Genomic DNA, 17,903 nt, shown 5'->3' with positions numbered 1-17,903 from the left:
CCAATCGCGGGGCAAGCCCGCTCCTACACATTGTGGGAGCGGGCTTGCCCCGCGATGCTTTTTGGTTAGGATGAAAGAATACCCGCACACAAGGTTCGCTCCATGTTCATCGGCGCCCTGCTCATCCTTACCTGGCTGGTCCTGCTGCTGCGCTACCCGGCCAAGGCCCTGCCGATTTCCCTGGCAGCGCTGTTCGGCCTGGGGCTGGTGGCGTTGTGGGTGGTGTGGCTGGACAATCGCGAAGCCAACCAGCTGGCCCGCCTGGAACTGCGCCTGACCTACGCCCCGGAGCAATGCCCGGCCGATCGCCCGCTGCAAGTCCACATCAACAACGGCAACTCGGTGCCATTAGTGGAGCTGCGCTGGCGAGTAGCAGCCTATGCCCCCGGCGATACCGTCAACCTTGCCGAAAACACCTATGCCGCCCCGCGCTACCGCGGCCCGGGCGAGCTGCAACCCGGCGCCAGCTGGCAGGAGTGCCTGCCATTGCCGCCGCTGCGTTCCGGCTACCGGCCACAGAGCGTCGACTACCGCGCCGAGCACCTGCAAGGCAGTTTCGCCGACTGAGCACCTGATATTTTTGCCAGGTTACCTACACCCCGAAGCCGTGTTGAATAGACACTCACATTTCCAGCGTCGGGAGCGGGACCATGGCGGACACCTCAACAGCGGTTCAGGCCGAGTTCAAGGCGCTTGTCGAACGTATCCAGGGCAACACGCAGCTGGATCGGCCAGTGGCCATTCTGGTTTTTTCCGATACCTGCCCGGCCTGCGCAGGCGCCAAGGCGCAGTTCAGCGCGCTGGCCGATGAAGGTTATCGAGACAAGGTCGACTTCTACCAGATTCCCTTCAGCGCCTTCAGTGCGCTGCGACTGGACAGGGAAGTCAAACACGTACCGACCTACCTGCTGTATGACCTTCCTGGCACACCCCGCCGGTTTCTCGGCCCCAGTGCCGAGCCGCTGAAAAAAACACTGGTGCAGCGGTTTCCTGACGTAGTATTCGTGGCGACTCCCCCTGCTTAAGGACAGCAGCTCATGCCCAGCGTGTTGATCACCGGTTGCTCCAGCGGTATCGGTCTGGCTTTGGCCGAGGCCTTCAAGAACGCCGGCTTCGAGGTCTGGGCCACGGCGCGCAAGGCCGAGGACGTCCAGCGCCTGGCCGCCAACGGCTTCAATGCCCGCCAGCTGGACGTCAATGACCCAGCGGCATTGAGCCAATTGGCAAGCGAACTGGAACAACGCGGCCAGGGCCTCGATGTGCTGATCAACAACGCCGGCTACGGCGCCATGGGCCCCCTGCTCGATGGCGGGGTCGAGGCCATGCGACGGCAGTTCGAGACCAATGTGTTTGCCGTGGTCGGTGTCACCCGCGCACTGTTCCCGGCCTTGCGTCAGAACAAAGGCCTGGTGGTGAATATCGGCAGTGTCTCCGGGGTCCTGGTCACGCCGTTCGCCGGTGCCTACTGCGCCTCCAAGGCTGCGGTGCACGCCCTGAGCGAAGCGTTGCGCCTGGAAGTGGCGCCGTTTGGTGTGCGCGTGATGGAAGTGCAACCCGGGGCGATTGCCTCGCAGTTCGCCAGCAACGCCGGGCGCGAAGCTGAGCAATTGATCGAAGAACACTCGCCCTGGTGGCCGCTGCGCGAAGGCATCCGTGCCCGCGCCCGCGCCTCCCAGGACAAGCCGACCCCGGCCGCCGACTTCGCCCGGGGCGTACTCAAGGCCGTGCAGCAGCCAGAGCCCGCGGCACTGGTGCGCCTGGGCAACGGCAGCCGCGCCTTGCCGCTGCTGCAAGCCTGGCTGCCCCAGGGCTTGCTGCAACGGGTGCTGAAAAAACGCTTCGGCCTGGACCGCGCGCTCTAGGCGATTGAACGCACCACGCCACCATCGACGCGCATGGCCGCGCCAGTGGTGGCGCTGGCCTGGCGCGAGGCCAGGTAGATCACCAGGTTGGCCACTTCTTCTACCGAAGCCAGGCGCTGGATGATCGAACTGGGACGGTGTTCGGCAATGAAGCCGGCCTCCAGTTGCTCCACCGGCACACCCTGCTCCTCGGCCATCTTGGCGAAGAAGCCGCCGACTCCTTCGGAGCGGGTCGGCCCGGGCAGCACGGCATTGACCGTGACGCCGGTGCCGGCGAGGGTTTCCGCCAGGCCGCGGGACACTGCCAGCAGTGCGGTCTTGGTGGTGCCGTAATGGACCATCTCCACCGGAATCTGCAAGGCCGATTCACTGGACAGGAACAGCACCCGGCCCCAGCCACGCTCGGCCATGCCCGGTGCGTAATGCCGCGCCAGGCGCACCGCGCTCATGACGTTGACCTCGAAAAACAGCTGCCAGTCTTCATCGGTCAGCTCGAAAAAGCCCTTGGGCTCGAAGATGCCGAGGTTGTTGACCAGGATGTCGGTCTGCGGCACTTCGGCAAACAGCCGGGCGGCGCCTTCGGCACAGCCCAGGTCCGCGGCAAGCCCCGAGACGCGAGCGCCGGGCAGCTTCAGGCGAATGTGCTCCAGGGCCTGATCGACCCGTTCCTGGCTACGGCCATTGATCACCACGTCGGCACCCGACTCGGCCAGGCCTATGGCAATCGCCAAACCGATACCGGCGGTGGAGCCACTGACAATCGCGCGCTTGCCATGCAATGAAATGTTCATACCTGTGTCCTTACGCTGGATGAAAAAACTGACAGATCAGCCCTGTGCGGCGGTCTGCAACGGCGCACTGAACGGCTGCCATCCGCCCCCCAGCGACTTGTACAAACCGACCAGAGCCTGGGACACCGCCGCCGAGCTTTCGACCCACTGCTCCTGGCTGGCCAGCAAGGCGCCCTGCACGCTGAGCACATTGAGAAAGTCCACGGCGCCCTCGACGTATTGCTGCTGCGCGGTCTGCAGGGCGATGCGGTTCTGCCGCACGGCCTCTTCAAGCAGGTCGCGGCGCAACTGGCTGGCGTTGTACAGGCGTAGCACATCGTCGATTTCGTGCCAGGCGCGCAGCACCACCTGCTGGTAGCGCAAGGCGGCTTCCTGCTGCTGGGCTTCGCGCAACTTGAGCACTCCGCGCAAGCGCCCGCCTTCGAAAATCGGCAGGCTCAACTGCGGGCCGATTGCAAACCGGCGTGAATCCCAGCTTCCGAAATCAGACAACTGCATCGACTGAAAACCAACATTGCCCGACAGACGGATGCTTGGATAAAAGTCGGCCTTGGCCACACCGATGCTGGCGGTGGCGGCATGCAATTGTGCCGCGGCCTGGAGAATATCCGGGCGGCGCTCGGCCAGCTCCGACGGCACGCCGATGGCAAAGCGTTGCTGTGGCGTCGGCATCGCCGCAGGTTCCAGCAGCTCGGCCTGCAAGCTGCGCGGCGGCTCAGCCAGCAGCAGGCCCAAGGCGTTGATCAGTTGCGCCTGGCGCTCTTCCAGGGTTGGCAGGCGTGCCTCGATCGAGGCGACCTGGGCACTGGCCTGAGCCACATCGAGGGCGGTGGCGACACCGTCGCGCAAGCGCATCTGCGACAGGCGCAGGCTGTGCCGGGAGACCTCGAGGTTTTCCCGGGTAACAACCAGGTTGCTCTGCACGGCGCGCAACTGGATGTAGTTGCCAGCGGTCTCGGCCAGCAGCGACAACAGCACACCACGACGGTCATTCTCGGCCACTTCGACCACCGCATCGGCGGCTTCGACCTGGCGGCGCACGCGGCCCCAGAGGTCGAGTTCCCAACTGGCGGTAAAGTCGCCCTGCCAGAGGTTGAAGGCCGACTTGCCGCTGTTGCCGGACGGGTCATTGAGGCCTTCGGCACTGTTGCGCGCACGGCTGTAACCACCGCCCAGGTCAACCGATGGGGTCTGCTCGGAAGCGATGCTCATGCGTAGCGCACGGCTTTGCAGCAAGCGCGCACTGGCGATCTGCAGGTCGAGGTTGCGCTGGCTGGCGCGCTCGATCAGGGCGCTGAGCTTGGGGTCGTGAAAGCTTTCCCACCAGCGTTGCTCCAACGGGTCGGCCTGGGCCTGGCTGGCGGCGGGCGTTTCCTGCAGCGCTGCCCAACTGGCGGGGGCATGACTGTCAGGCTTGTTGAAATCCGGGCCCAGGGTGCAGCCGGCCAACAGGCTCAGCAACAACGGGCAAAAGGCGAACGCAGGTTTCATCGGGCGCTGACCTCTTCACCGGTAGCCAGGGTCGCGCCAGTGTCGATCTTCGCCACGACCGACATGCCGACCCGCAGGCGCTCCAGCAATGGCTGGTTGGCGTCGAAGACAATCTTGACCGGAATGCGCTGCACCACCTTGGTGAAGTTGCCGGTGGCGTTGTCCGGTTTGACCGCAGCGAAGGTGACGCCGGTCGCCGGGGCGATACTTTCGACCCGCCCGTGCAGGTATTCATCGGCGAAGGTATCCACACGGATTTGCACCGGCTGCCCGGGCTGCACGTGGGTCAGCTGGGTTTCCTGGAAGTTGCCGACCACATAGGCGTGCTCCAGCGGTACCACCGACAGCAAGCGTGCACCCGGATTGACGTAGGCTCCGACGCGCAGCGCACGCTCGCCGACCATGCCGTCGATGGGCGCGACGATGCGGGTGTAGGACAGGTCCAGTTGCGCCCGATCCAGGCTTGCCTGGGCATGCTTGAGGCCACCTGCGGCACTGTCGACCTGAGCGCTGAGAATGTCCACCTGCTTGCGCGCCGCGGCCAGCGCGGCCTGTGAGTTGGCCAGCCGCGCCCGTGCCTGATCGACCCGGCTGCGCGCCTGCTGGGCGTTCTGCACGGTACCGGCGCCCTGCTCGGCCAGGCGGCTGTGACGGGTCAGTTCGTGGTTGGCAAAGGCCAGCTCGGCCTGATCGGCGCTGACTGCGGCCTGAGCCTGATCAATCAGTGAAACCTGACGTTCGAGGGTCGCCCGGGCATTGTGGCTTTGCGCGGTGGATACCAGCAGTTGCGCCTGGGCCGCCGCCAGCGCGGCCTGGTAGTCACGGTCATCGATCAGCGCCAGCAACTGGCCGGCCTTGACCTGCTGGTTGTCTTCCACCAGTACCTGTTTGATGAATCCGGCCACCTTGGGCGCGATCACCGTGTAGTCGGCAGACACATAAGCGTCGTTGGTGCTCTGCTCGCTGTCGTGGCCCAGCAGCATCGGGCCGAGCACGCCCGCCAGCCCGGCAACGACCAGGGCGGCGACGAGCAAGGCGGTTTTTTTATGGTTTGTTGTAGTGGTCATGTCTTTCTCTCAAGTCCGCAAACCTAGGCCACCGCACGCGGTGGGTAGATCCGGGTAGGCACAAAAGGAATCAGCACAATCAGCGCCGCGGCCAGCAGCGCCATGCACAGGTAGAGGTCGGCCGAGGTCAGCACCAGGGCTTGTTCGTGGATGCGCCTGGCCAGGCCCGGCGCGCTGCTGTCGGCCAGCGGCGAATTGCCCAGGCTGTCAACCAGCGCGTTGGAATGAAAATGCCGGCGCACGGTAGTCAGCGCCTCGATCAGCCCGGCGGCGACCACCGAGGCCAGGCCCTTGACCGTGTTGAACCAGGCCGAGGCGAACGGCCCGTCCTGCGGGGTCATGCCGCCGGTGGCCAGCATCAGCAAAGGGATCACCGACATCGGCTGGCCAAAGATGTGCAGCAGTTGCAGCAGGTAGAAGTTGTCGCGAATCCACACGCTGGTGAGCTGGGTGCCCAGCGCGCAAGACAACGACAGCATGCCCAGCCCCGTCGCCAACACCCAGCGGCAATCCACCGCGCGGATGTTGCACAGCGCCGCTACCAGCGGCAGCGCCAACAATTGCGGCAAGGCCACCAGCAGCATCAGCGGGCCGGTCTGCGCCGGGCGGTAACCCTGGATCTGCGCGAGGTAGCTGGAGGGGATGATGATCACCGCAGTCAACACGATCAGCACGCCGAACAGGGTCACCAGGGCGTGGGTCAGGTTGCGCACCTTGAGCATCTGCAGCTTGAAGAACGGCAGCGGCTCGGACCACTCGTTGCACAGGAACAGCACCAGCAGTACCAGGCCGCCACCGAGCAGCCAGCAGATCAGCGTCGAGTCGAACCAGCCCATGCGGTCACCCAGGGTCAGGCCGATCACCAGCGTGCAAATGGCCGGCAGGCCGAGCAGCAGGCCGCGCCAGTCGAACTGCTTGAAGCGCTCAAGGCGCAGCGGGTCCTGAGGCAAACCCCAGGACACACAGGCCATGGCCAGCAACGACGGCAGGATGATCTGCCAGAACGCCCACTGCCAGCCGACATACTCGGTCCACAGCCCGGCCAGCGGCGTGCCCAGGTTGGGCCCGAAGGTGGCGGTCAGGGCGTAACCGGCCAGGCCGTAGACCTTGATCCCCGGTGGCAGAAAGCGCAGGGCGACGCTCATCAGCATCGGTGGCAGCGCCCCCGACGCCAGCCCCTGCAACGTGCGCAACAGGAGCAGGCTGGACAGGTTCGGTGCATAGGGCTGCAGCAGGCCGAGCAGGGCAAACACGCCGATGGCACAAAGGGTGAAGCGGCGCAGGGAAAAGGTCGCCGCCAGCCACGGCGAAAAGGCCATGGCCGAGACCGACGCCGCCGAATACACCGCAATCAGCCAGGCGCCTTCATCGGCGCCAATGAACATGCCGCCACGGATATCGGCCAGCGAGGCCTTGGTGACCATCTCGTTGAGGCCGGCGCACAGCACCGCCAGCAGCACCCCGAGCAGGCCGACCAGAATGCGCGTGCCGAAAGCCGCCGGCGCCGCAGCGGCGGCAGCAGGTGGGGGCAGCACAGGTAAGGGAGTCGCGATCAGCGAACTCATGACAGACATCTCCGGACAGACAAGGAACCGGCAGAAGTCTATGAAGGGTCAATGCTAACGAAAACTGACATATTGGCAGTTTACTAGTGCAGCAAACGCAATCGGCCGGTTCAGCGCTGCTCGCTGCAGCAGGCCTTGAGGATCTGGCGCAGCCAGCGGTGCGCCGGATCGTTGTCAAAGCGTGGGTGCCAGGCCTGCATCACCGTCACCCGCTCCATCGGCAAGGGGATGTGGAACGAGCGCAGCGGCAGGCCGAGCTTGGTCACGCTGCTGAGGATGTTGGCCGGCATCGGCAGCAGCAGGTCAGAGTCCGGCAGGGAGAACATCGCCGAATGAAAGCTCGGGGTGATCAGCGCCACCCGCCGCTGCACCTTGTAATTGGCCAGCTCGACATCGATCGGGCCGTTGGCCCGACCACGGCGCGACACGCTGATCTGCGGGTAGGCGGCAAAGCGTTCGGGGGTGATCTCGGCCTCGAAGATCGGGTGATCGTGGCGCGCCAGGCCGACGTAGATGGTGTTGAACAGGCTCTGCATCTTGATCTCTGGACCCAGGTCGATGGTCGAGCTGACGATCAGGTCGGTACCACCGTCGCGCAGTACCGCATCATCGTCGCCACCGCTTTCGGGGACGAAGCGCAGCACGGTATGCGGCGCCTGCTCGTGCATCATCTGCAGCAGTTGCGCGCCATACAGGGCGATGAACAGGTCATTGGTGCGGATGTTGAAGGCCCGGTCGAGGGTCGCCAGGTCGACTTCTTCACGGCTGCGAAACACCAGCCCGGCCTGCTCGACCAGGGCCCGCACCTGCTCGTGCAGGGCCAGCGCCCGCGGTGTCGGCACCAGGCCGCGGCCGGCGCGAACCAGGATCGGATCGCCGATGGCCTCGCGGATCCGCCCCAGGGTCCGGCTCATTGCCGCCGGGCTGAGGTTCATGCGCCGCGCCGCGCCGACCACGCTGCCTTCATCGAGCAGGGCATCGAGGGCGACCAACAGGTTCATATCCGGGATCTGCATTGCCAGGCATCCATGACGTGTAAACAAGGGGCGATCTTAACAGCTCGACAGCGGCCTTCGGTTTGCGCCGCACGCAACTACACAGTGCAGGCCAGGCCATTTATCCGCAGGCCGGGAATCCCCAACAATAGCCGGCTCGACTGCCGCCCACAGGAGCCGCCCATGCTCAGCCCCGTATTGATTGCCATCGATGGATCGCCCGCTTCCCAGCGCCTGGTCGAACTGGCGCAGCAGTACTGCCTGCCCAACTGCCATCGCCTGCTGGTGGTGCTGGCCATCGACAGCGCCTTTGCCCTGAGTGACGGGCCGGGGGCGATCAGCCTGTACGAGCAGCAGGAGTATCCGGCGGCCACCGATGAGCAGCGCCATGCCACCCAGGCCGTGCGCCAGGCCCTGGAGAACCTGCGCGCGCTGGGGTTCGAGAGTGAAGGCAAGCTGGTGCAAGGCGAGCCGGTGGCGGCAATCGTTGCTGCCGCCCGCGAGCTTGAGTGCGAGCTGATCATCGTCGGCCACCGGCACTTGAACCGCCTGGGGCGCTTGCTGGATCCGTCGATCAGCAACAAGGTGATCGATCAGGTCAGTTGCCCGGTGCTGGTGGATTCGCGCCAGGACTGAGCCGCTTTTAACCCTCTTTCTGACCCGGCTTGACCACCACCGTACAGGTGGTCCCCGCCGCCAGCAAAAAGCCCTCCGGCACTTCATCGATATGAATCCGCACCGGCACGCGCTGGGCCAGCCGTACCCAGTTGAAGGTCGGGTTGACGTCGGCGATCAGCTCGCGGCTTTCCGGGTTGTCGCGGTCATAGATGCCGCGCGAGATGCTCTCGACATGCCCCTTGAGCCTTTCGCCGCTCATCATCTGCAGCTCGGCCTGGTCACCCACCCGAACATGCGGCAGTTTGGTTTCCTCGAAGAAGCCGTAGACCCAGAACGAGTCCTTGTCGACCACCGCCATCTTCGGCTCGCCGGTGCGCGCGTAGTCACCGCGATGGACGTTGAGGTTGGTGACGTAGCCATCGACCGTGGCAAGGATCCTGGTGCGCTTGAGGTCGAGCTCGGCCGCCGCCAGTTGCGCCTGGGCCTGCTGGTAATCGGCCAGCGCCGAGTTGGCGATGTTGCTGGCATCGTCACGGTTCTCCCGCGAGATCACCAGGTTGTCCATGTCGGCGCGGCGATGGGCGTTGACCTTGCGCATTTCCCAGGTGGCCTTGCGCGAAGCGACCAGCGCCTGGGCCTGGCGGACCGCCACTTCGTAGTGCTCGGGGTCGATCTGCAGCAGCACATCGCCCTTCTTCACCAACTGGTTGTCGCGCACCGGCACATCGACCACATAACCCGGCACGTCGGCAGCAACGTTGATGATGTCGGCGCGCACGCGCCCGTCGCGGGTCCAGGGCGTGTTCATGTAATGCACCCAGAGCTGGCGACCGATCACCACGGCAGCGGCCAGCACGAGCAAGGTGGCGATCAGGCTGAAAAACTTTTTCATCAACAGGGGTCTCAACGGTAGAGAGTCAGGGCCATGGAACCGAACAGGCAGATAAACAGGCACAGGCGCAGCAACGCCGGGTGCCAGAAGAAGCGGTAGCCGTCATGGCTGGCGATAAACCGGTCCAAACCCCAGGCAAGCCCGGCGGCGAACAGGAACATCAGGGTCATGGTCGGCATGTAGACGCCATGGAAGGCGATTTCACGAGGCATGGGGCAGTCCTTTGGCCGGGGCCAGTTCGGCCAGCGGCGACTGAGGGTCGAGCAACGAAGTACGGATGAAATGCAGGTAGCTCTGCACCCGGCGCAGGGCCGAGGTGTCGAAGTGGCGGGCGAACGGCTCGTCGGTGGCCTGCACCCGGCTGATGGCGTGATCCACCGCCACCAACGCGCGCTCGTGGTTGCTCGCGCTCGGCTGCATGAACAGCCGCGCCAGCGCACGGCCCATGACCCGGATGGCCTGGCGCCAGGGCTGCGATTCGGCGTAGCACGGGTGCACCGGCAAAATCGCCTGCTCCTTGCGCAGCTCGATGATCGCGTGACCGACCTCAAGCACCACGAACATCCAGCGCAGCAACTTGCTCTGCACCCGCGGCTGGCCGACCGCCAGGCCATAGGCCTGGTGCAGCAGGTCGCGGGTGCGGCTTTCGAAGCTCGAACCCAAGCCGCGTAGGCGCCCGGTGATCGCATACAGCACCTGGGCACGCAAATCCTGCTCCAGGCGGCTCCACAACCAGCGGCTGTTGGGCGGCAGGATGATTGCCCCGGCAGCGGCGCAGACCAGCATGCCGATGACCATGGCGATGTAGTCGTTGATGAAGTTGTAGGGGTTGTAGATGGTCAGGTTGTCGGGCACGGAACCGGTGGCAAAAAAGATCAGCAGGCCCAGCCCGTAACCAGCATAGGCCGGTCGCGAAGCGAGGAACGCGCCGAACACGAACACCGGCGCCAGCACCAGGCACAGCAGCGGGAAACCGTCGATCCAGGGGAACACGAAGAAGGTTTCGAAGAAGCCGACAAAGGCGCCGAACAAGGTCCCGCAGGCCATCTGGAACGACATGCGCTTGGGGTTTGGCGTGGCCGCCGAGAGGCCGACGGTGGCCGCGGCGATCAGCGTCATCATCGCCCCGCTCGGCCAGGCGGTGAGTATCCAGAAGCTGCCCAGCACCAGCAGGATGAACGAGGCGCGCACACCGGCGGCCAGTGAGGCCATCCAGTTGGTCTGCGCCACATAGGGCTCATCCCACTGCTCGCGGGCATGGTTGTGCTCGGTCAGCGAAGCGTGGGTCTGGGCGTAGCTGTGCATGTCGTCGACGAAGCGGTACAGCAGTTCGTAGGCGGTGTGGAAGTCCAGCAGGTCGGCATCGCTCGGGCCGCTCTCGACATACGCTGCACGCAGGGTGCGCACGCGCTCCGGCAAGCCTTCCTTGTAGGCGGCCAGCTGCTCGGCCAGGCGCGCCGCATCACCCTCGGTGAGACCGCGACCGGCATAGCCGTCGAGCAGCTCGGCCAGGGCGGTGAGCCCCGGCTCGATGGCGGTGACGATCTGCAGCGGCCCACGCAAACGCAAGCGCTCCAGCAACTGGTGCAAGGCGTTGAAGCGCGTGGTGATGGCCATGAATTCGCTGTTCATCCGCCCCAGGCGCCCGTTGCGCCGGCGCATGTGCGGGTCTTCGAAGGCGGTGACACTGCGCAGGCTTTCCAGGCCCACGGCCTCGGCGATAAAGCGCACGTTGCTGCTTTCGAAACGGTCGCGCTGGCTGTCGCCGCGCAGGCCCTCGGCAACGAAGCCGGCAAACACGCCGAAGCGTTGGTACAGGGCGTTGCGCATCGAGGCGCTGGCCGACTGCGGCAAAATCGCGGCGCTGACCAGGGTCGAAACCAGAATCCCCAGGGAGATTTCCAGCACCCGCCACACCGCGGCCATGAACGCGCCGTCGGGATGCTGCAGGGCCGGCAGGCCGACCATCGCCGCGGTGTAACCGGCGAGCACGAAGCCATAGGCGCGGAAGGTGCGGTAGCGCATGGCGCCGGCCGAACACAGGCCGACCCAGATCGCCAGGCTCGGCAGGAACAGCTCGGTGTTCTGCGGAAACAAGGCGATCAGCGCGACCATCATCGACGAGCCGGCCAGGGTGCCCAGCAGCCGGTAGAAGCTCTTGGCGAACACATGGCCGCTCTGCGGTTGCATGACGATGAACACGGTGATCATCGCCGTGCGCGGCTGCGGCAACTCCAGGCGCATGGCCAGCCACAGGGTCAGGAAGGCGGCGCTGAGAACCTTGAAGATGTACACCCAGGTCACCCCGTCGGTGCGCACCCATTCAAAGAACCCGCGACGCCACTCCAGGGTGGCCAGCCAGCGAAACGGCAGGGTCAGTGCGCTCATTCGGCATGGCCCGGCTTGTCGAAAATCGCCAGGGTCGCCGGGGTTTTCGGTGCCTGTTGCCGGTCTGCTTCCGGCACATCATGGCCCGCGCCCAGGCCGCCGCCCAGGGCCGTGACCAGTTCGGCGTGGGCACTCAGGCGTGCGGCCTGGACCTGCTGCTGGATCTGCTGCTGGCGGAACAGCATCGTCTGCGCGTTGAGCACATTGAGGTAATCGGTCAGGCCGCGCTGAAAGGCGATCATGGCGATGTCGTAGGTCTTCTGCGCCGAGGCCACCGATTCGGCGGCAAAGTGCTGCTGCTCGTGCATCGACTCACGGCGGGTCAACTGATCGGAAATCCCCTTGAGCGCCTCGACCACGGTCTGGTTGTAGCGCGCCACGGCGATGTCATAACCGGCCGAGGCAACCCCCAGTTGCGAACGCAGGCGACCGCCATCGAACACCGGCAGGCTGATCGCCGGGCCGACGTTGTAGTTGAACTTGCGCCCGGTCAGAAACTCCAGCGCCCCGCCACCGGTGGCCATGAAACCGAGGCCACCGACCAGGTCGACGTTGGGGAAAAAACCGGCATGGGCGACATCGATACCGCGGGCCTGGGCCGCGACCTGCCAGCGGCTGGCGACCACGTCCGGGCGCTGGCCGACCAGCTCGGCGGGCAAGGCCGAGGGCAATTTCAGCGCGGTCCCCAGCGCCAGCTGTGGACGCTGCAGTTGCGCACCCTCGCCTGGACCTTTACCGGCCAGGGCTGCCAGCTGGTTACGGGCCAGGGCGATTTCTTCATTCATTGCATCGAGCTGACGGTGGGTTTCCGGCAGCGGCGTCTGCGCCTGGCTGACTTCGAAATGGGTGCCGATGCCGCCGGCCAGACGCCGTTCGGCCAGGGCCAGGATCTGCTCCTGCTGCTCAAGCTCGGCCTTGACGATATCGCGCTGGGCAAAGTGCAGCGACAGCTGGATGTAGACCTTGACGATATTGTTCTGCAGCTCGAGCTGGGCCTGGCGGGCCTGGGCCACGCTCATGTGGGCCATGTCCACGGCCTGCTCGCTGGCATTGCGCTCACGGCCCCAGAGGTCGAGGGCGTAGCTGAAGCCGAGCGCGGCATTGTTGTCCCAGGTGTTGGAACCGGACAACGCGCCGGGGCCATAGAACTGGTCTTCCGGCCAGTTGTGGCGCTTGAGCGTCGACTGGCCATTGACCTGCAGTTTTTCCGCCGACTCGACCACCCCGGCCATGGCCTTGGCTTCGCGCACACGGGCGGCGGCCATGGCCATGCTCGGGCTGTCTTGCACGGCCAGGGCGATCCAGCGATCGAGTTGCGGGTCGCCGTAGGCCCGCCACCATTGCTGGTCGGGCCAATGGGCGTCGCGGGCGGCTTCACGGATCGCCGCGTCGGTGGTCAGGGTATTGGCTTGCAGCGTCTTGCTTTGCGGGGCAATGCCCCAGGTTCCGATACAGCCGCTCAAGGTCAAGCTAAAGGCACAGGCACTGAGCGCATTGAGCGCTCTGATGATGCGACGCGGCACAGCTGCAAATTCCCGACGTAGAAGGTGGATGACGCTTGGAGACGCAATTCTAGGGGGCTGCCGCACTGGCGATAAGCGTGCATTACTGCGAATCTTTGTTACGAAAACAGCGATAATCCGGCTTTAGTCTGAAGACCGCCTCGGTTACTTCATGTCACAATTTGTCGTCTACTTTGAGAGCGACCCATGGACACCCTGCAAAACATGCGTGCTTTTAGTTGCGTCGCGCAAGTCGGCAGCTTCACTGCCGCGGCCGTGCAACTGGATACGACCACCGCCAACGTGTCGCGGGCGGTCTCCAATCTTGAAGCCCATCTGCAAACCCGCTTGCTCAACCGCACCACCCGGCGCATTGCCCTGACCGAAGCCGGCAAGCGCTACCTGATGCGCTGCGAACAGATCCTCACCTATGTCGAGGAAGCCGAAGCCGAGGCCAGCGATGCCCACGCCCGCCCCGCCGGGCAGTTGAAGGTGCATTCGATGACCGGGGTAGGCCAGCATTTCGTCATCGACGCCATCGCCCGCTACCGCGAAACCCACCCGGACGTAACCTTCGACCTGACCATGGCCAACCGCGTGCCGGACCTGCTCGACGAAGGCTATGACGTGTCCATCGTGCTGGCCAGCGAGCTGCCGGACTCGGGGTTTGTCTCCCAGCGCCTGGGCATCACCTACAGCATCGTCTGCGCCTCGCCCGAGTACGTGAAGCGCCACGGCATTGCCCACAAGCCCAGCGACCTGCTCAACCACGCCTGCCTGCGCATGGTCAGCCCGGTGATCCCGCTGGAGAAATGGCTGTTCGACGGCCCCGAAGGCCAGGAAGTGGTCAACATCACCCAGGCGCCGTTCCAGGTGAACTCCGCCGACGCGATGAAAACCGCGATCCGCAGTGGCATGGGCGTCGGCGTGTTGCCGATCTACTCGGCCATAGAGGGCCTGCGCGATGGCTCGCTGGTGCGGGTGATGCCCGAGTACCGCCTGCAGGAGCTCAACCTGTACGCGATCTACCCGTCGCGCCAGTACCTGGATGCCAAGATCAAGACCTGGGTCGAGTACCTGCGCAACTCGCTGCCGGAGATTCTCGCCGCCCATGAAGCGGACCTGAAAACCCACGAACTGCGCATTGCCACCTGAAATCTTGCTGCACAGCGACGGTGGAGAATGATAGCGTGCTACCCATTCTCCACCGCCCGCAGAGATTTCGCCGATGAAAAAGACCGTCCTTGCCTTCAGCCGCATCACCCCGGCGATGGTCGAACGCCTGCAGCAAGACTTCAACGTGATCGTGCCGAACCCCAAGCTCGGCGACATCAGCGCCCAGTTCAACGAAGCCTTGCCCGAGGCGCATGGCCTGATCGGCGTCGGCCGCAAACTCGGCCAGGCACAGCTGGAAAACGCGAGCAACCTGGAAGTGGTCGCCAGCGTCTCGGTGGGTTATGACAACTATGACCTGGCCTACTTCAACCAGCGCGGCATCGCCCTGACCAACACCCCGGATGTGCTCACCGAAAGTACCGCGGACCTGGGCTTTGCCCTGCTCATGGGTGCGGCACGGCGGGTGGCCGAGCTGGATGCCTGGACCAAGGCCGGGCAATGGCAGGCCACCGTGGGCCCGGCGCAGTTTGGCAGCGACGTGCACGGCAAGACCCTGGGCATCGTCGGCCTCGGTAATATCGGCGCGGCCATCGCCCGGCGTGGGCGCTTCGGCTTCAACATGCCGGTCCTCTACAGCGGCAACAGCCGCAAGCCGGCCCTGGAACAGGAACTGGGCGCGCAATACCGCAGCCTCGATGAGCTGCTGGCTGAGGCTGATTTCGTCTGCCTGGTGGTGCCATTGGGGGCGCAGACCAAACACCTGATCAGCACCCGTGAACTGCAACTGATGAAGCCGAGTGCGTTTCTGATCAACGTGTCCCGTGGCCCGGTGGTCGATGAGGCGGCGCTGGTGCAAGCCTTGCAGGCCGGCACCCTTCGCGGTGCCGGGCTGGATGTGTACGAGAAAGAGCCGCTGAGCGAATCGCCGCTGTTCCAGCTGAAAAACGCCCTGACCTTGCCGCACGTAGGTTCAGCCACCGCTGAAACCCGTGAGGCCATGGCCAATCGCGCGATTGATAACCTGCGCAGCGCGTTGCTGGGTGAACGGCCGCGGGATCTGGTCAATCCGCAGGTGTGGAAGTAAGGCGTTACGTATAGCTAATCAACAACCCTTACCGTTACCAGTGGTGAGATCTGCGACGGCAGGCTGAGCACCGCCAGATCGAAAAACAGCACACCGGTACCGCCCAGCGCGCTTTGCAGATAGTGCCTGGGCAGTACGAAGTCATGCCCGCGATAATCTTCCCAGCGTTCGATTACAAAGGTTTCCCCGTAGAGTTCCGGCGCCCCTTCCGGTGGAGTGCCAATCCAGCCAAACAGCAAGGTTGCCCCTTGAGAGCCCTGCAGGCCTGGCAAGGAATAACCACTAAGCGTCAGTCCCTCGTCCCCCACCTGGGAAAGGCTGATGGTCCAGACCGCGTCTTTGGGAGTGGGCGGCGCGACCACCGGTTTATCGGACTTGCCAATCATCACTTCCATAACCGTTGCTCCGAACGCTGCGAATGTGTTCTGCGCAAGCTACGCCTTTGGAACGCCATTGAAACCTGGCATTTTTGTCAGGTCCGCGTCGACAACAGCTGATGTACTTGGCTGTACCGGCCTCATCGCGGGGCAAGCCCGCTCCCACAGGTTCAGTGCGATATCTGTAGGAGCGGGCTTGCCCCGCGCTGGCTACCTCAAGGCCACGACCGGCTCGACCACCTTGGGCCGGGGCTTGCGAAACACCAGGACGTTGCCCAGCATCACCAGCACCAGGCCTGCCAACGCCGGCGCCGTCCATTGATAACCTTCGTAGAACGCCGAGACGTTCAACGCCACCAGCGGGAACAGCACCGTGCAGTAAGCGGCCCGCTCCGGCCCCATGCGTCCGACCAGGGTCAGGTAGGCAGTAAAGCCGATCACCGAGCCCGGGATCACCAGGTACAACAGCGAGCCGATGTAGCGCGTGTTCCACTCCATCGCAAACGGAATGCCATTGACCAGGCAATACAGCCCGAGCATGGTCGCGCCATAGAGCATGCCCCAGGCATTGGTGGTCAGCGGCCGCAGGCCAGCCTTTTGTTGCAGGCTGGAGAGCATGTTGCCGGCTGAGAAGCATAGGGTGCCCAGCAGGGCCAGGCCCAGACCGATGATGGTTTCGCGGCTGGCGGCATGCCCGGACAGTTCCGGCCAGAACAGCAGGCCCAGCCCGGCCAGGCCCAGTGCGCCGCCGGCCAGCACATTGGCAGCAACCCTCTGCCCAAAGAACACCCGCGCATTCAGCGCGTTCCACAAGGTGGCGGTGGAGAACACCACGGCGATCAGGCCACTGGGGATCCACTGGCTGGCGGTGAGAAAGCACATGAAGTTGACGCAGAACAGGCACAGCCCCTGGGCCAGACAGATCAGGTGGCCGCGGCGGTTCATCGGTTGCAGGCGGCGGCTGAGCAGCAGGATGACAAACAGCACCAGCGCCGCCAGGGCAAAGCGGTAGACGATCGACACCGGAATGGCAACCACCCCCAATTGCAGCTTCAGGGCAATCCAGGTAGTCCCCCAGATCAGCACAGTGAGCAGATATAACGACAGGTTCATGGCGGCACTCCTCGATTCCAGGCCACCAGTGTGCAACTGCACCCTCAGCCGGCACTTGCACATTCTTGCGCTTTTGCGCAGGCAGCAGCTGCCAGCCCCGGCCTGGCGGAGTACGATGGCCCACAGAGGTAAGAACCATGACGCCGTTGGACCAGCTGCAAGTCTTCAAAGCCATGCACGACTCACCCCATGCCCGCCTGGAACACAGCGCGCACCTGGGTGACGGCCTGGCTGCAGCCCTATGGAACAACCGCCACGACGCCCGCGACTATGAAGCCCCCAGCCATCACACCCTGTCGTGTTACATCGCCGACGGCACCGGCACCTTCCGCCGCGACCGTCCCGGCCACACCGGCGCGCCCGACAAGCTGTGCATCATGCCTGCAGGGTCGGCGTCGCACTGGGTGGTCAACGGCTCGATCCGCCTGGCGCACCTGTACATCAGTCAGGAACAGTTCGCCCTCGGCTGCGTCAGCCTGCTGGACCGCGAACCCCGTGAGCTGCAACTGCAGGAAGCGACCTTTCTCGACGACCCTGAACAGGCCCGACGCTTTCGTCAGTTGATCGCCCTGGACTGGGACGAGCCCGCCGAGCGCCTGCTGACCAGCAGCCTGGCCCACGAGATTCTCGACCACGCCCTGCTCAGCCAGGTCGGCCTGCGCCAGGGCCTGCGCCTGAAGGGCGGGCTGGCCGCGCACCAGCGCCGGCAACTGAGCGAGTATGTCGAAGGCCATCTGGATCAACCCCTGAGCCTTGGCGAGCTGGCGGCGCTGTGCAACCTCTCCGAGTACCACTTCGCACGGATGTTTCGCGAAAGCTTCGGCCTGCCGCCGCACCAGTACCTGCTGGCCCGGCGTCTGGCCAAGGCGCGCCAACTGCTGCGCTATGGCCAACTGCCGCTGGGCGAAGTAGCCCTGCTGTGCGGCTTTGCCAGCGCCAGCCATTTCAGCAACCGCTTCCGCCAGGCCCTGGGCGCGACGCCCGGTGCCTACCGAACCGCGCTCAAAAGCTGATACCCCCCGCCTCACAAGCCCTCACCAGG

General features: G+C 64.8%; 18 protein-coding genes. 7 read left to right on the top strand and 11 right to left on the bottom strand.

Annotation, left to right across the window (positions count from 1 at the left end; genetic code table 11):
- Positions 1-102 precede the first annotated feature (102 nt).
- The 3 genes from CCOS864_RS05390 to CCOS864_RS05380 all read left to right on the top strand — a co-directional run bounded on the left by CCOS864_RS05390 (position 103) and on the right by CCOS864_RS05380 (position 1,862).
- A complete protein-coding gene (locus tag CCOS864_RS05390; RefSeq protein WP_115085384.1) occupies positions 103-567 on the top strand; it encodes a multidrug transporter in 465 nt (154 codons plus the stop codon).
- Positions 568-650: 83 nt separating this feature from the next.
- Positions 651-1,025: a YbbN family protein gene (locus CCOS864_RS05385; RefSeq protein WP_115085383.1), complete on the top strand. Its 375-nt coding sequence runs from the start codon at positions 651-653 to the stop codon at positions 1,023-1,025.
- Between the two features lie 12 nt (positions 1,026-1,037).
- Complete coding sequence (locus CCOS864_RS05380) at positions 1,038-1,862, top strand: SDR family oxidoreductase (protein WP_115085382.1); 825 nt, start codon at positions 1,038-1,040, stop codon at positions 1,860-1,862.
- Here the strand turns inward: CCOS864_RS05380 and CCOS864_RS05375 are convergent.
- The 5 genes from CCOS864_RS05375 to CCOS864_RS05355 all read right to left on the bottom strand — a co-directional run bounded on the left by CCOS864_RS05375 (position 1,859) and on the right by CCOS864_RS05355 (position 7,792).
- Positions 1,859-2,653 carry an SDR family NAD(P)-dependent oxidoreductase gene (locus CCOS864_RS05375; protein ID WP_115085381.1) on the bottom strand — a complete coding sequence of 265 codons (795 nt, stop codon included), beginning with the start codon at positions 2,651-2,653 and terminating at the stop codon, positions 1,859-1,861. The genes CCOS864_RS05380 and CCOS864_RS05375 overlap by 4 nt on opposite strands.
- A 36-nt stretch (positions 2,654-2,689) precedes the next feature.
- Complete coding sequence (locus CCOS864_RS05370; RefSeq protein WP_115085380.1) at positions 2,690-4,144, bottom strand: efflux transporter outer membrane subunit; 1,455 nt, start codon at positions 4,142-4,144, stop codon at positions 2,690-2,692.
- Positions 4,141-5,211, bottom strand: a complete 1,071-nt coding sequence (locus tag CCOS864_RS05365; protein ID WP_115085379.1) for an HlyD family secretion protein — start codon at positions 5,209-5,211, stop codon at positions 4,141-4,143. Before CCOS864_RS05365 ends, CCOS864_RS05370 begins: the two co-directional genes overlap by 4 nt.
- A gap of 23 nt (positions 5,212-5,234) precedes the next feature.
- On the bottom strand, positions 5,235-6,776 hold the full coding sequence (locus tag CCOS864_RS05360) for an MFS transporter (RefSeq protein WP_115085378.1): 1,542 nt from the start codon (positions 6,774-6,776) through the stop codon (positions 5,235-5,237).
- Between the two features lie 110 nt (positions 6,777-6,886).
- Positions 6,887-7,792 carry a LysR family transcriptional regulator gene (locus tag CCOS864_RS05355; protein WP_115085377.1) on the bottom strand — a complete coding sequence of 302 codons (906 nt, stop codon included), beginning with the start codon at positions 7,790-7,792 and terminating at the stop codon, positions 6,887-6,889.
- 162 nt (positions 7,793-7,954) lie between these two features.
- Between CCOS864_RS05355 and CCOS864_RS05350 the strand changes: the two genes are divergently transcribed.
- The gene (locus tag CCOS864_RS05350; RefSeq protein ID WP_115085376.1) at positions 7,955-8,407 is read left to right on the top strand and encodes a universal stress protein; all 453 of its coding nucleotides are present in this window, start codon (positions 7,955-7,957) and stop codon (positions 8,405-8,407) included.
- 7 nt (positions 8,408-8,414) lie between these two features.
- Here the strand turns inward: CCOS864_RS05350 and CCOS864_RS05345 are convergent, their stop codons facing one another.
- The 4 genes from CCOS864_RS05345 to CCOS864_RS05330 are packed head-to-tail and all read right to left on the bottom strand — an operon-like array spanning position 8,415 to position 13,192.
- Positions 8,415-9,281: an efflux RND transporter periplasmic adaptor subunit gene (locus tag CCOS864_RS05345; RefSeq protein WP_115085375.1), complete on the bottom strand. Its 867-nt coding sequence runs from the start codon at positions 9,279-9,281 to the stop codon at positions 8,415-8,417.
- 11 nt (positions 9,282-9,292) lie between these two features.
- Positions 9,293-9,493 carry a DUF1656 domain-containing protein gene (locus CCOS864_RS05340; protein ID WP_028943216.1) on the bottom strand — a complete coding sequence of 67 codons (201 nt, stop codon included), beginning with the start codon at positions 9,491-9,493 and terminating at the stop codon, positions 9,293-9,295.
- Positions 9,483-11,669: an FUSC family protein gene (locus CCOS864_RS05335; RefSeq protein WP_115085374.1), complete on the bottom strand. Its 2,187-nt coding sequence runs from the start codon at positions 11,667-11,669 to the stop codon at positions 9,483-9,485. Before CCOS864_RS05335 ends, CCOS864_RS05340 begins: the two co-directional genes overlap by 11 nt.
- Positions 11,666-13,192, bottom strand: a complete 1,527-nt coding sequence (locus tag CCOS864_RS05330) for an efflux transporter outer membrane subunit (protein ID WP_115085373.1) — start codon at positions 13,190-13,192, stop codon at positions 11,666-11,668. Before CCOS864_RS05330 ends, CCOS864_RS05335 begins: the two co-directional genes overlap by 4 nt.
- 186 nt (positions 13,193-13,378) lie before the next feature.
- Here CCOS864_RS05330 and CCOS864_RS05325 point away from each other — a divergent pair, with 186 nt between their 5' ends.
- Positions 13,379-14,326, top strand: a complete 948-nt coding sequence (locus tag CCOS864_RS05325; RefSeq protein WP_045197201.1) for a LysR family transcriptional regulator — start codon at positions 13,379-13,381, stop codon at positions 14,324-14,326.
- 73 nt (positions 14,327-14,399) lie between these two features.
- Entirely contained in the window at positions 14,400-15,371 is a 972-nt protein-coding gene (locus CCOS864_RS05320; protein ID WP_115085372.1) for a 2-hydroxyacid dehydrogenase, read from the top strand.
- A 14-nt stretch (positions 15,372-15,385) separates the two neighbouring features.
- Here the strand turns inward: CCOS864_RS05320 and CCOS864_RS05315 are convergent, their stop codons facing one another.
- On the bottom strand, positions 15,386-15,766 hold the full coding sequence (locus tag CCOS864_RS05315; protein ID WP_115085371.1) for a hypothetical protein: 381 nt from the start codon (positions 15,764-15,766) through the stop codon (positions 15,386-15,388).
- Positions 15,767-15,958: 192 nt separating this feature from the next.
- The gene (locus CCOS864_RS05310) at positions 15,959-16,861 is read right to left on the bottom strand and encodes a DMT family transporter (protein ID WP_115085370.1); all 903 of its coding nucleotides are present in this window, start codon (positions 16,859-16,861) and stop codon (positions 15,959-15,961) included.
- A gap of 137 nt (positions 16,862-16,998) precedes the next feature.
- Between CCOS864_RS05310 and CCOS864_RS05305 the strand changes: the two genes are divergently transcribed.
- Complete coding sequence (locus CCOS864_RS05305; RefSeq protein ID WP_115085369.1) at positions 16,999-17,874, top strand: AraC family transcriptional regulator; 876 nt, start codon at positions 16,999-17,001, stop codon at positions 17,872-17,874.
- The last annotated feature ends 29 nt before the right edge of the window (positions 17,875-17,903 follow it).

Origin of the sequence: Pseudomonas wadenswilerensis, from assembly GCF_900497695.1 — a bacterium.
Classification (GTDB): domain Bacteria; phylum Pseudomonadota; class Gammaproteobacteria; order Pseudomonadales; family Pseudomonadaceae; genus Aquipseudomonas; species Aquipseudomonas wadenswilerensis.
This window is presented reverse-complemented; position numbering and strand designations above follow the sequence as displayed.

Coding starts and splice junctions, on each gene's coding strand:
- CCOS864_RS05390 (WP_115085384.1), top strand. CDS start 103: ATGTTCATCGGCGCCCTGCTCATCCTTACCTGGCTGGTCCTGCTGCTG.
- CCOS864_RS05385 (WP_115085383.1), top strand. CDS start 651: ATGGCGGACACCTCAACAGCGGTTCAGGCCGAGTTCAAGGCGCTTGTC.
- CCOS864_RS05380 (WP_115085382.1), top strand. CDS start 1,038: ATGCCCAGCGTGTTGATCACCGGTTGCTCCAGCGGTATCGGTCTGGCT.
- CCOS864_RS05375 (WP_115085381.1), bottom strand. CDS start 2,653: ATGAACATTTCATTGCATGGCAAGCGCGCGATTGTCAGTGGCTCCACC.
- CCOS864_RS05370 (WP_115085380.1), bottom strand. CDS start 4,144: ATGAAACCTGCGTTCGCCTTTTGCCCGTTGTTGCTGAGCCTGTTGGCC.
- CCOS864_RS05365 (WP_115085379.1), bottom strand. CDS start 5,211: ATGACCACTACAACAAACCATAAAAAAACCGCCTTGCTCGTCGCCGCC.
- CCOS864_RS05360 (WP_115085378.1), bottom strand. CDS start 6,776: ATGAGTTCGCTGATCGCGACTCCCTTACCTGTGCTGCCCCCACCTGCT.
- CCOS864_RS05355 (WP_115085377.1), bottom strand. CDS start 7,792: ATGCAGATCCCGGATATGAACCTGTTGGTCGCCCTCGATGCCCTGCTC.
- CCOS864_RS05350 (WP_115085376.1), top strand. CDS start 7,955: ATGCTCAGCCCCGTATTGATTGCCATCGATGGATCGCCCGCTTCCCAG.
- CCOS864_RS05345 (WP_115085375.1), bottom strand. CDS start 9,281: ATGAAAAAGTTTTTCAGCCTGATCGCCACCTTGCTCGTGCTGGCCGCT.
- CCOS864_RS05340 (WP_028943216.1), bottom strand. CDS start 9,493: ATGCCTCGTGAAATCGCCTTCCATGGCGTCTACATGCCGACCATGACC.
- CCOS864_RS05335 (WP_115085374.1), bottom strand. CDS start 11,669: ATGAGCGCACTGACCCTGCCGTTTCGCTGGCTGGCCACCCTGGAGTGG.
- CCOS864_RS05325 (WP_045197201.1), top strand. CDS start 13,379: ATGGACACCCTGCAAAACATGCGTGCTTTTAGTTGCGTCGCGCAAGTC.
- CCOS864_RS05320 (WP_115085372.1), top strand. CDS start 14,400: ATGAAAAAGACCGTCCTTGCCTTCAGCCGCATCACCCCGGCGATGGTC.
- CCOS864_RS05315 (WP_115085371.1), bottom strand. CDS start 15,766: ATGGAAGTGATGATTGGCAAGTCCGATAAACCGGTGGTCGCGCCGCCC.
- CCOS864_RS05310 (WP_115085370.1), bottom strand. CDS start 16,861: ATGAACCTGTCGTTATATCTGCTCACTGTGCTGATCTGGGGGACTACC.
- CCOS864_RS05305 (WP_115085369.1), top strand. CDS start 16,999: ATGACGCCGTTGGACCAGCTGCAAGTCTTCAAAGCCATGCACGACTCA.